Origin of the sequence: Neptuniibacter sp. UBA6509 (assembly GCA_002435145.1) — a bacterium.
GTDB lineage: Bacteria > Pseudomonadota > Gammaproteobacteria > Pseudomonadales > Balneatricaceae > Neptuniibacter.
In genome coordinates this window covers 108,355-121,381 of the sequence record DJLT01000041.1, presented here as the reverse complement: position 1 = coordinate 121,381, position 13,027 = coordinate 108,355, and the positions used below count along the sequence as shown (strand labels likewise).

General features: G+C 44.4%; 9 protein-coding genes. 3 read left to right on the top strand and 6 right to left on the bottom strand.

The features are described from left to right. Window positions 1-800 (bottom strand): GGDEF domain-containing protein (locus B4K11_RS05695; RefSeq protein WP_292959274.1); only part of this gene is annotated, 800 nt, incomplete at its 3' end. Window positions 801-1,153: 353 nt separating this feature from the next. On the opposite strand from B4K11_RS05695, the gene B4K11_RS05690 reads away from it, so the two are divergent. Beyond that, on the top strand, window positions 1,154-1,528 hold the full coding sequence (locus tag B4K11_RS05690; protein ID WP_292959273.1) for a PilZ domain-containing protein: 375 nt from the start codon (window positions 1,154-1,156) through the stop codon (window positions 1,526-1,528). Here the strand turns inward: B4K11_RS05690 and radA are convergent. After that, window positions 1,525-2,904: a DNA repair protein RadA gene (gene radA, locus B4K11_RS05685; RefSeq protein ID WP_292950709.1), complete on the bottom strand. Its 1,380-nt coding sequence runs from the start codon at window positions 2,902-2,904 to the stop codon at window positions 1,525-1,527. The genes B4K11_RS05690 and radA overlap by 4 nt on opposite strands. A gap of 179 nt (window positions 2,905-3,083) precedes the next feature. On the opposite strand from radA, the gene B4K11_RS05680 reads away from it, so the two are divergent. Further along, the gene (locus B4K11_RS05680; protein WP_292950707.1) at window positions 3,084-4,361 is read left to right on the top strand and encodes an O-acetylhomoserine aminocarboxypropyltransferase/cysteine synthase family protein; all 1,278 of its coding nucleotides are present in this window, start codon (window positions 3,084-3,086) and stop codon (window positions 4,359-4,361) included. 89 nt (window positions 4,362-4,450) lie between these two features. Here B4K11_RS05680 and can read toward each other — a convergent pair whose 3' ends face one another. Continuing rightward, on the bottom strand, window positions 4,451-5,179 hold the full coding sequence (gene can / locus B4K11_RS05675) for a carbonate dehydratase (RefSeq protein ID WP_292950705.1): 729 nt from the start codon (window positions 5,177-5,179) through the stop codon (window positions 4,451-4,453). A gap of 47 nt (window positions 5,180-5,226) precedes the next feature. Further along, window positions 5,227-6,294 carry a uroporphyrinogen decarboxylase gene (gene hemE / locus B4K11_RS05670; RefSeq protein ID WP_292950703.1) on the bottom strand — a complete coding sequence of 356 codons (1,068 nt, stop codon included), beginning with the start codon at window positions 6,292-6,294 and terminating at the stop codon, window positions 5,227-5,229. Between the two features lie 99 nt (window positions 6,295-6,393). On the opposite strand from hemE, the gene B4K11_RS05665 reads away from it, so the two are divergent. Continuing rightward, window positions 6,394-6,849 carry a hypothetical protein gene (locus B4K11_RS05665; RefSeq protein WP_292950701.1) on the top strand — a complete coding sequence of 152 codons (456 nt, stop codon included), beginning with the start codon at window positions 6,394-6,396 and terminating at the stop codon, window positions 6,847-6,849. A 54-nt stretch (window positions 6,850-6,903) separates the two neighbouring features. On the opposite strand, the gene B4K11_RS05660 is transcribed toward B4K11_RS05665, so the two are convergent. Together B4K11_RS05660 and gltB are read right to left on the bottom strand one after the other, a co-directional pair. After that, window positions 6,904-8,325, bottom strand: a complete 1,422-nt coding sequence (locus B4K11_RS05660; RefSeq protein ID WP_292950699.1) for an FAD-dependent oxidoreductase — start codon at window positions 8,323-8,325, stop codon at window positions 6,904-6,906. 81 nt (window positions 8,326-8,406) lie between these two features. Continuing rightward, window positions 8,407-12,858 carry a glutamate synthase large subunit gene (gltB, locus tag B4K11_RS05655; protein WP_292959272.1) on the bottom strand — a complete coding sequence of 1,484 codons (4,452 nt, stop codon included), beginning with the start codon at window positions 12,856-12,858 and terminating at the stop codon, window positions 8,407-8,409. Window positions 12,859-13,027 lie beyond the last annotated feature (169 nt).

Genomic DNA, 13,027 nt, shown 5'->3' with positions numbered 1-13,027 from the left:
TTCATCACTTTAGCAAATACTTTTAGTACAATATCCCCAGCAGCATGACCATAAGTATCATTAAAGTTTTTAAACTTATCTAAATCGAATAACAACACACTAAGCGGCTTTCCTTGCTCACGACTTTGCAACATATCCCCTGAAAGCTGCTCCATTGCTTGCCTTCTATTCGCAAGCCCGGTCAAAGGATCACGTGTCGCTTGACGATATAAACCCAACAGCATATTCAACTGATTCACAGCAGCCCAACCCGCGATAATACCCAAAACACTTAAAAGCCATAAACTATTAATAGCCTCAACACTGCCCGAAGTCCCTCGATACTGTTGGATCAAAAATTCAATTAACAGTACCCCCAAGGTAAAGCAAAACACCTCCACAATAGCCAAAGGAAACACAGCCATCATAGAAATAATCATAAATGGAAAAAAATGATATCCCGCAACCGCCGAATCATAACCATGAGAAATCAAAAGGGAGCTAGAGACGGTCTGAAATAAAGAGAGTATTAACACTAATACAAGCAAGCGAAACTGCGACAATTTCAAGCTATAACGCTTTATGGTCCAAGTAGCCAAAAACAAACAAGAGACTGCAGCTATTCCCCTAGAGATCCCTATAGATTCCAACATATCAGCAGGCAATAGGAGATAATCCACCAGAAACCAAACAGGCTGAACCAAGACAAGAAGCAAGGCAATGGTTCTAATTCGGCGAAATAGATAGTGACTTCGCGTTTGATTAAAATACCTAGAGTGACCTCTAGCACTCGACAGGTCTACCAACATATCTTTAAGCATATTAATTCAATCTTGTTTTAATTATTGTCACCGTACTATACACAGGCGCCTGAAGATCAACTTTGACATAGCTCATTATTATTCAAGGGCGTTTGAGCATGCCACTATTTAAAGGCTTCAGAACAAGACTTGACGATCTTTCTCACCCTTAAAAAAATAGCCCAATAAACTGCAAATCGAATAAATTTATACCTAATTAAACAATTCCCTCTCTAAACGTTCATTCTTAATACTCAAATAGAATCCCTATTAAAAAAGAACGAGTCTGTTGGTTTTTCTTAAACACTCTTTCTTTTTAATCAACGACTATAATATGATTGAGTCATTGCCTTATGAATTTAGGAAGGTTTATTGTGAATACGCATGATACTGAAAGACGCCGTTTTACTCGCATTAGCTTCGACGCAAAAACAGAACTAAACGTAGAGGGGGCTATATTTGATGTGGCTCTAGTAGACGTATCATTCAATGGTGTTTTAGTTAAAAGCGATATCCCCCTAGCCTTTGATATAGGCCAAGAAGCAGAAGTCACTATTCACCTACTAGGTGACGACATCGCCATACGCACACCCGCCACACTCGCTCACAAACGTGAGAAAGAGTACGGGTTTCTCATTGAGAATTTGGATATAGATTCCCTTACACTTCTGCGTAGGCTTGTCGAGCTAAACCTCGGAGATGAGACCCTGCTAGAGCGCGAACTGGATCATTTCTTTGACAATGACTAAAGCGCTTCTAGCGCTTCAGTCAACTTAGTCACTGGTACAATTTGCATACCCTGCAAACTCTCTTTGGGTACATTTCCTTTAGGCACTATAGCGCGTTTAAAACCATGCTTTGCAGCTTCTCTGATTCGCTCCTGACCATTTGGCACCGGTCGAATTTCACCAGACAAGCCCACTTCACCAAACACCATCAAATCATGTGGTAAAGACTGATCTTTAAAGCTCGATACAACGGCCAATAGCAATGCAAGGTCAGCACTTGTTTCCAGAACTTTAACCCCACCAACCACATTGACAAAAACATCCTGATCACCGGTCATCAAGCCACCATGACGATGTAAAACCGCTAACAACATCGCCATACGATTTTGCTCTAAGCCAACCGCCACACGACGCGGGTTGTTCATATGAGATTGATCTACCAGCGCTTGTATTTCAATAAGTAGAGGCCTAGTCCCCTCCCATACAACCATGACGACACTACCAGGGCTTGGACCTTCCGCCCGGCTTAAGAAGATTGAACTTGGATTTTTAACTTCCTTCAAACCCGTTTCTAACATGGCGAAGACACCCAACTCATTCACCGCCCCAAAGCGATTTTTATGTGAGCGGAGAGTTCGAAAACGAGAATCCGCCGAGCCTTCTAGCTGCAAAGAACAGTCAATCATATGCTCTAAAACTTTAGGCCCCGCTAAAGATCCATCCTTGGTTACATGCCCAACCAAAAATAGAACCGTTCCCGTTTGTTTAGCGAAACGCGTTAAGTAAGCAGCCGATTCACGCACCTGAGAAACAGAACCCGGCGCTGATTGCACATCTGCCATATGCATCACTTGTATGGAATCGATGACCATCACTTTTGGCTTTAATGCTTGAGCGGTCTCACAAATAGTCTCTACGCTGGTTTCCGAGAGCATTTTTAACTGCCCTGTTGGCAAACCTAAACGACTGGCTCGCATCGCAACCTGCTGTAGTGATTCCTCACCCGTGACATAAAGAGCGGGCATCTGTTCTGCGAGATAGCACATGGTTTGTAACAACAATGTACTCTTACCTGCGCCCGGGTGCCCGCCCATTAAAACAGCAGACCCTGGCACTAAGCCGCCACCCAGCACTCGATCAAGCTCACCGGCACCGGATGAAAAACGTGGCATTTCACCCAGAGCAACCTCAGAAAGACTCACTACCGCTTGCTGGTTAGCCCCACCCGCATAGCCATCAAAGCGGACATTACGGGCTTCATTCGTACTCGTTTTTGCTGAAGCCAGACGCACCTCAGTCAATGTATTCCACGCATTACACGCGGTACATTGCCCCTGCCATTTAGTGTAATCTGCACCACAGTCGTTACACACATAGGCCGTTTTCTGACGCGCCATCAATTTTCTCCAAACGTAAAAGTCATTTATTTAAATTCTACCGAACAAAGTTCAACAACCTATAGTTATTTTTAACAATTAAATACAGGTTAATCACTTAAGTCCCATATAGATTTATTTAATATATGAATTACAATCAATGCTCTAAAAACAATTAGGCTGTACCACAGGAGAGAGAAATGAAGCTGGAAACGATCGCCATACACGGCGGATACGAGACCGACCCAACCACTAAATCAGCTGCGGTTCCAATCTACCAGACAACCTCATACGCTTTTGATGACGCTCAACATGGTGCAGACCTATTTGATCTAAAAGTAGCCGGTAACATTTATACCCGCATAATGAATCCGACTACTGATGTATTAGAAAAGCGCGTAGCGGAGATGGAAGGAGGCGTGGCAGCCTTAGCAGTCGCATCAGGTATGGCCGCAATTACCTATACCCTGCAGACCTTAGCTGAAACTGGGGATAACTTTATCTCCACAAGTGAGCTCTACGGTGGTACGTATAACCTTTTCGCTCATACTCTCCCTCGCCAAGGTATTGAGTGCCGTTTTGTTAAAAAAGATGATTTCGCAGCGATCGAAGCACAGATTGATGAGCGCACAAAAGGAATCTACTGTGAATCGGTTGGTAACCCATCAGGCGGTATCGCTGATATTGAAAAACTTGCTGAAGTTGCTCACCGCAACGGTATTCCACTGATCGTAGATAACACTGTACCTAGCCCTGCGATGTGGCGTCCGATCGAACAGGGGGCAGATATTGTCGTGCAAGCCGCCACAAAATATATTGGAGGGCATGGCAACTCGATTGGCGGAGTGATAATTGATTCAGGTAATTTCCCTTGGGCAGACAATGCTGAACGCTTCCCTCTATTAAATACACCTGACGTTTCTTATCATGGGGTTGTTTATACTGAAGCATTTGGCCCGGCTGCATTTATAGGCCGCTGCCGTGTTGTTCCACTGCGTAACATGGGTGCAGCACTTAGCCCAATGAATGCCTTCCTACTACTTCAGGGTATTGAAACTTTGAGTCTTCGTATGGAGCGCATTAACCAGAACGCGAAAACGATTGCCAACTTCCTTGAGAATCACGCTGAAGTGAGCTGGGTTAAGTACGCAGGCTTAGAGAGCCACCCTGACTACGCATTAGCGCAAAAGTACATGAACGGTGAGGCATCAGGCATTCTTAGCTTTGGTGTAAAATCAGGACGCGAAGGCACGCGTAAGTTCTATGATGCGTTAGAAATATTCCTTCGTTTAGTCAATATTGGTGATTGTAAGTCGCTTGCATCTATCCCTGCGGAAACGACTCATCGCCAACTGAATGATGATGAACTTGCCTCAGCTGGCGTTTCCCCTGAGATGGTTAGACTTTCAATCGGTATTGAACATATCGATGATCTAATTAACGACTTAGAACAAGCGTTAAACGCGGTTTCTGCTTAACAACCCCATTCTGGGACAAAGCAGTGGATATTAAAAAAGCCGTCGTTAATTAACGACGGCTTTTTTTGGAATAAATACTTAACTCAAAACTAATTAAAAATTGAACGCACTTTATCCCATAAAGAACGCGCTGTTTGCGTTTCTTTTTCCGGCCCTTGAGCCAACTTACGCAATATCTCTATTTTACTAATCGCTAAACGGTATTGATCATCAACCTCTTCAGCATCTGAAGCGTTAAACTCTAAATCATTCACAAGACCATCATCTAAACCATAGATCCAACCATGAACAGTTAACTCTTGCTCATTAGCCCAAGCCTGCTGAACGATTGTGGTATCACAGACATTACATGCCTGCTCAATCACATTAAGCTCACACAAACGGTCTAGCTGCTGATGGGAATGGTCCCACACAGAAAGCAGATCTCTATGCTTCTTATAAACATTGCGAATATTGCGCAACCAGTTATCGATCATGCCATGGGGTTCAGTCTCAATAGCGGCTTTCACGCCACCACAGCCGTAGTGACCCACAACCATAATATGCTTAACCTTGAGTACCTCAACCGCATATTGAATCACAGACATACAGTTCATATCCGTATGCACAACCAAATTGGAGACGTTACGGTGAACAAATAACTCACCCGGTAACATATCTACAATCTCATTGGCTGGGACACGACTATCAGAGCAACCGATCCATAAATATTCAGGCGCCTGCTGCTGAGCAAGCGTCTCAAAAAACATAGGATCTTCTTTACTGATTTTTTCCGCCCATTGACGATTACTCTCTAAGAGTTCGGTAAGCTTTTTCATATTTATTTCTTATAGAAAAAGAGGGCCGAAGCCCTCATTAAAAATACTTAAGATTGATGATACTTCGCACTGAGTTCATGTACCGCATCAACAAAGGCTTTTGGCTGTGCAGGGTCCACGAACTGATGGATACCATGCCCTAAGTTGAATACATGACCCGGCCCTTTACCATACTGACCCAGAATAAAATCAACTTCTTGTTCAATACGATTCGCTGGTGCGTAAAGTACACTTGGATCCATGTTACCTTGAAGCGCTACTTTACCACCAACACGCGCACGCGCATTGCCAATATCTGTAGTCCAATCCAAACCTAAGGCGTCAGCACCTGCTTCAGCCATCGTTTCTAGCCACTGACCACCATTCTTAGTAAACATGATTACAGGCACTTTGCGGCCATCATGTTCACGAATTAAGCCATCAACGATCTGCTGCATGTATTTCAATGAAAATTCTTGATAACAAGGGCCACTCAATGCGCCACCCCAAGTATCAAAAATTTGAACCGCTTGAGCACCCGAAAGAATCTGCTCATTAAGATATGTCGTTACAGACTGAGCCAACTTATCTAACAACGCGTGCATAATTTCAGGCGTTGCATACATCATCTGCTTAACATGACGGAAATCTTTACTTGAGCCGCCTTCAACCATATAAGTCGCCAACGTCCAAGGACTGCCAGAAAAGCCAATCAGCGGAACTCGACCATTCAGTTCACGACGAATCTCTTTCACCGCATTCATGACGTAATCAAGATCTTTTGCAGCATCTGGTACTGGCAGATCAGCCACATCCTTTTCGGTACGGATGATTTTCCTAAAACGAGGGCCTTCACCTACTTCGAAGTAAAGCCCTAGTCCCATCGCGTCAGGGATTGTTAAGATATCAGAAAATAAAATAGCTGCATCCAGATCGTAACGCTCTAGAGGCTGGATAGTAACTTCACAAGCAAGCTCTTTGTTTTTACAAAGGCTTAGAAAATCACCTGCTTTCGCACGTGTTTCTCTATATTCAGGAAGGTAACGACCTGCTTGGCGCATCATCCATACAGGAGTTGCATCAACAGGTTCACGAAGAAGAGCGCGCAAGAAACGATCGTTTTTTAACTCAGCCATTTGTGTCAGCCACTTATATCTTGTAAATTCGAATTGGCCGATATTCTAACGATTTCTGACAGGAATTACCTGCAAATGAATAAACATTTTTTATAAGACATGATGCAGATTATACGATTAACCTGTTTTTCGCTTATTTGCCTGGGTTTTATAAGCGGTTGCCAGAGCCAACCGGCCAAACACGCGCCGCTAAAACCTGCGCCTTTGGCTGTTTTTAAACATGAAACCGTTTGGATTCAGACCTCGGCGCTAAACCCAGATAACAACTTCGCCATCCAAAATTTTAATACGAAACTAAAGTCTCGACTTAAAATGTATGGTGCGAAACAGATCAAAACTGATAAGGAAAGCCATTCTCAAGCGGATGGCATTGTGATTATTTCAAAAATTGATCTCGCAAGTCCTAATAGGACTTACGCCCTCTCGATTCTTCGCAAAGACAGAGAGTTAATTAGCCAGACTTATTCAAAGTCCGCTGAAGGTGATCAGCTCGCGATCAATAACTTTTTAATGTCTATCCATCAGATCGTTGAGCGGGCTGACACGTTTTTTTAAAAGCAATAAAAAAGGCCGCTAAGAAGCGACCTTTTCATGCAATAAGCTTATTGCTTACACTTCAAGATAATCCAAGATACCTTCAGCCGCTTTGCGACCTTCAGCAATTGCAGTAACAACCAGATCCGATCCTCGAACCATATCGCCACCAGCAAAGACTTTCTCGTTTGTCGTCTGGAATGGGAATGCATGATGCTCAGGTGCTTTAACACGACCATCTTCATGCAAATCAATACCAAAATCAGCAAACCAAGGCGCAGGGCTTGGGCGGAAACCAAATGCTACAAGCACAGCATCCGTAGGAATCACCTCTTCAGAACCCGGTACAACTTCAGCACGACGACGACCATTTTCATCAGGTTCGCCCATCTGCGTACTAACTACCTTAATACCGGTTACTTTGCCATTTTCACCTACCACTTCAACCGGCTGACGGTTGAATTGGAACTGAACACCCTCTTCACGCGCATTTTCAACTTCACGCTTAGAGCCTGGCATGTTTGCTTCATCACGACGGTAAGCACAGATAACTGATTCAGCACCCTGACGAATAGAAGTACGGTTACAGTCCATCGCAGTATCACCACCGCCAAGCACTACAACCTTCTTATCTTTCAAATTAATAAAGTCTGCAGGGTCTTTTTCAAAACCTAAGCAGTTGTTTACATTTGAAATCAAGAACGGAAGCGCGTCGTAAACGCCGTCCAAGTCTTCACCCGGGAAGCCACCTTTCATGTAGGTATATGTACCCATACCTAGGAAGACAGCATCATACTGGTCTATCAGATCTTGCATCTGAACATCTTTACCTACTTCAGTATTTAAGCGGAACTCTACGCCCATACCGGTAAAGATTTCACGACGGCGAGACATAACATCTTTTTCCAGCTTAAACTCTGGAATACCAAATGTTAACAACCCACCAATCTCTGGATTACGATCAAAGACAACCGCTTTTACACCGTTACGTGCAAGAATATCAGCTGTTGCAAGACCCGCAGGACCCGCACCAATAATAGCGACTTTCTTATCGGTCTCTGGCACTTGCGACATATCAGGCTTCCACCCCATCGCAAACGCTGTATCCGTAATATACTTCTCAACAGAACCAATCGTCACCGCACCAAAACCGTCATTAAGGGTACATGCACCTTCACATAGACGATCTTGTGGACAAACACGACCACACACTTCTGGTAGTGAGTTTGTCTGATGACTAAGCTCTGCAGCTTCAATAATATTGCCTTCCGAAATCAGCTTTAGCCAATCTGGAATATGGTTATGCACTGGGCACTTCCATGAACAATACGGGTTACCGCACTCTAAGCAGCGATGCGACTGCTCAGACGCATCACCTTTCTCAAAAGTTTCGTATATCTCACCGAAACCTTCTTTACGGATATTTGCATCAATTTTCTGAGGGCCCTGACGGCCTACATCGAGGAACTGAAAATCGTTATTCAAACGGTCAGCCATAATCCCCACCTCTTAATAGCAACCCCCTAACGAATTAGAAGGTTGCGGATTGTTCTTCATCTACTAGATCGTGCCCACAACTTATTCTGGGCGCGTACGAATACTCGTCAGCAAATCATTCAAGCTAGCTGCTTTTGGTTTCACTAACCAGAAACGGCCAATGAAGTCGTCAAGATTATCAATAATCTCCTGACCCCAAGCACTACCTGTTTCTTTAGTGAACTCAATAATTACTGAACGCAAGTGATTTTTATACGCTTCCATATTTTCAGTATGGATACGCTGGATCTCTACTAATTCGTGGTTGTACTTATCCACAAATGTATTTTCAAGGTCCAACACATAGGCGAAACCACCCGTCATACCCGCACCGAAGTTGTAGCCAGTTGAGCCAAGCACAGTCACTAGACCGCCTGTCATATACTCACAACAGTGATCGCCCGCACCTTCAACAACAGCATGAACGCCAGAGTTACGTACACCGAAACGCTCACCCGCCTGACCTGCAGCAAATAACTTACCGCCGGTAGCACCGTATAAACAGGTATTACCCATAATGGCCGTTTCATTTGACTTAAATGTAACTTCAGCAAATGGACGTATAACGATTTTACCGCCAGCCATGCCTTTACCGACATAGTCGTTAGCATCGCCTTGCAGATAAAGGTTTTGACCACCTGCGTTCCATACACCAAACGACTGACCCGCATGACCTTTAAAATTAAAGGTAATAGGCTGAGCATTCATACCTAAGTTACCATGCTGTTTAGCAATAGCACCTGAAGTACGCGCACCGACAGAACGGTCACAGTTAGTGATGGTTAATTCCCATTCACCGCCTTGCTTACCTTCAATCGCAGACTGAGTTAACTCAATCATTTGATTATTCAACTCAGCCGTATCGTAAGGCGCATTACGCTCTACTTGGCAGGTATTAGGGAACTCATCACCGGCAGAACCAAGAATAGGACTCAAGTCCAGATTCTTCTGACGTGGTGTTTCACCTTCAAGAGTTTCAAGTAAGTCAACGCGACCCACAAGCTCCTCCATTGAACGGACACCCAATTGAGCCATTAGCTGACGAGTTTCTTCACCGACAAAGCGGAAGAAGTTTTTAACCATTTCAACTGTACCGCGGAAATGGTCTTCACGTAGCTTTTCATTCTGTGTAGCAACACCGGTTGCACAGTTATTTAAGTGACAAATACGGAGGTATTTACAACCCAAAGCAACCATTGGCATTGTGCCGAAACCGAAACTTTCTGCACCAAGAATAGCACCCTTGATTACATCAAGACCTGTTTTCAAGCCACCGTCTGTTTGTAGACGAATATTTCCACGCAGATGGTTACCACGTAGAGACTGATGCGCATCCGCTAAGCCCAGCTCCCAAGGAGAGCCCGCATAGTGGATAGATGTCATAGGTGAAGCCGCAGTACCGCCATCATAACCAGAAATTGTGATTAGATCGGCATAAGCTTTAGCAACACCACAGGCAATCGTGCCTACACCTGGGCGCGATACCAGTTTCACAGATACCAATGCTTCAGGGTTAACCTGCTTCAAATCGAAAATCAGCTGAGCTAAATCTTCAATGGAGTAGATATCATGATGTGGCGGAGGTGATATTAGCGTTACACCCGGAACAGAAAAACGTAACCGAGCGATCAAGCTATTTACTTTGCCACCTGGTAACTGACCACCTTCACCCGGCTTAGCACCCTGAGCCACTTTGATCTGCAGAACTTCAGCGTTAGATAGGTACTCTGGTGTTACACCAAAGCGACCTGACGCGACCTGCTTGATCTTAGAACGCTTCATCGTGCCATGACGTACAGGATCTTCACCACCTTCACCGGAGTTAGAACGACCGCCTAGCTCATTCATTGCAACAGCGAGTGACTCATGCGCTTCAGGAGACAATGCACCTAGAGACATCGCAGCAGAGTCGAAACGTTTGAAGATATTTTCAACCGGCTCTACTTCATCAATAGAGATCGCTTTAACATCTTTACGTAGACCTAACATGTCACGTAATGTCGCATAACCGCGGTTATTAACTAGCTCAGCATAACGCTGATAAGCTTCAGGGTTACCTGTCTCTACCGCTTCATGAATCGTTCGAACAACGTCCGGGTTATAAGCGTGATACTCACCATCATGCTTATACTTTAACAAACCGCCTGCTTGAATAGGCTTACGCGCCGTCCAAGCTTCTTTCGCTAATAAGCCTTGCTCAAATTGGAAGTCTTCAAAACGAGCACCTTCAATACGACTTGTCACACCTTTGAAACAAAGGTCAACAATATCGGAACTCAGGCCAATCGCTTCAAACAACTGAGCACCACGGTAAGATGCAATAGTCGAGATACCCATCTTAGATAGGATCTTCATTAGGCCTTTGTTAATACCTTTACGATAATTCTCATGGGAATTAAGCGCTTCTACTTGGATCTCTCCAGCAGCACAAAGGTCATTAAGTACGCGGTATGCCAAATATGGATATACAGCAGTCGCACCAAAACCAAACAGAACAGCAAAATGGTGAGGATCGCGCACCGTACCACTTTCGATGATAAGGTTTGCATCACAACGCAGACCTTTATCTACCAAACGGTGGTGCACAGCACCTGTTGCTAATGCGGCATGAACAGGCAAATGCCCGCGTGCAATATTAGCATCAGTCAAAATCAGAATAACTTTGCCATCACGAACCGACTGTTCAGCATTATCTGCAATCCCTTCAATCGCTTCTTTAAGCGTTTGTTTTTCAGGATTGTAATTAAGATCGATAGTAACAACATCAAAACCAGGCTCATCATTATCACGCAAACGTGTAAATTTACTTGCGGATAACACAGGCGTCGTCAAAATCACACGGTGAGCATGATCTGGCGTTTCTTCGAATACGTTACGCTCAGCACCGATACATGTCTCAAGAGACATAACAATTGCTTCACGCAAGGGATCAATCGGCGGGTTTGTAACCTGGGCAAACTGCTGACGGAAATAATCATAGACAGAACGCACACGGTTAGACAGCACGGCCATTGGTTTATCATCGCCCATGGAGCCTATCGCTTCCATGCCGGTCTCACCTAATGGTCGAAGCACCTGATCACGTTCTTCAAACGTAACCTGGAACATCTTCATATGTGTCTTAACTTCGTCTGCAGACATTTCAGAAAATGCCTTAGACTCACCCTCTAGATTCATTGTCTGCTCTAGACGCAGCGCATTCTCTTTAAGCCACTTTTTATACGGATGAGCACTTTTCAGACGATTATCAACATCGTCAGTATGCAATACATCACCAGTAGCGGTATCAATCGCAAGAATCTGACCAGGACCTACACGACCCTGAGCTACAATATCTTCAGGCTTATAGCTGAAAACACCGATTTCAGATGCAGTACAGATATACCCTTGCTTAGTCATCACCCAACGAGATGGGCGCAGACCGTTACGGTCAAGCATACATACAGCAAAACGACCATCGGTCATTACCATACCTGCAGGACCATCCCATGGTTCCATATGCATTGAGTTGAAATCATAGAATGCACGTAAATCAGCATCCATTGTTTCAACATTCTGCCATGCTGGCGGAACAATCATACGTACTGCACGGTACAGATCCATACCACCCACTAGCAAGAACTCCAACATATTATCCATGCTGGAGGAGTCAGAACCTGTTGTATTAACAATAGGCTGCAGCTCTTCTAGATTTGGTAGCAGATCAGTCGCAAATTTACTTGCACGCGCTTTCGCCCAGTTACGGTTACCATCAACAGTGTTGATCTCACCATTATGTGCGAGGAAGCGGAATGGCTGCGCTAGCGGCCAGCGAGGTGCTGTATTTGTCGAGAAACGCTGATGATATGTGCATACAGCTGTTTCAAGACGTGGGTCTGCTAAGTCTTTATAGAAGACAGGCAGGTCCACTGGCATTGTTAACCCTTTGTAAGAGATAACTTTGTCAGAAAAACTACAAATGTAGAAATCCTGATCTTCAGCCATAGCAATTTCGGACTTACGACGCGCCACAAACAAGCTAATAGCAAGTTCGCGCTCAGTCTTATTCTCTGCAGTGATAAACACCTGCTCAATAAGAGGCAACGTATCCTTTGCGATAGGGCCTAAGCAGACATCGTCAGTTGGCACTACACGCCATCCCGCAACACCTAGACCTTCATTTGTAATCGCAGTACTTACCGCTACACGCGCAGCTTCAGCTTTCGCTGTGTCACGCGGCAAAAACACCATACCTACTGCATAAAATTTGCCTAGCTCGGTGCCCAACTCTTCTTTCGCAACTGTGCGTAAGAAACCATCAGGTTTCTGCATCAACAGGCCACAACCGTCACCTGTTTTACCATCTGCAGCGATACCTCCACGGTGTGTCATGCACGCAAGCGCTTCGATCGCTTTTTCTAGCAGATCGTGACTTGCTTGGCCTTGCATGTGTGCCATAAGGCCAAAGCCACAGTTATCTTTGAATTCACCGGGACGATAAAGACCTTTGCTCATAAGCCATTCCCACTTAAAAAATACTTAGAAATCAATATCTTAATTATACCTTTTGCTGGAATATATGTATTAGACAGCAAAAAGGGACAGCTATTCTACACTCGAAGTCCGTTTGGAACAAATTACAAACAGTAACAGGAGGGGTACAAAAGAACCAAAAACAGCAACC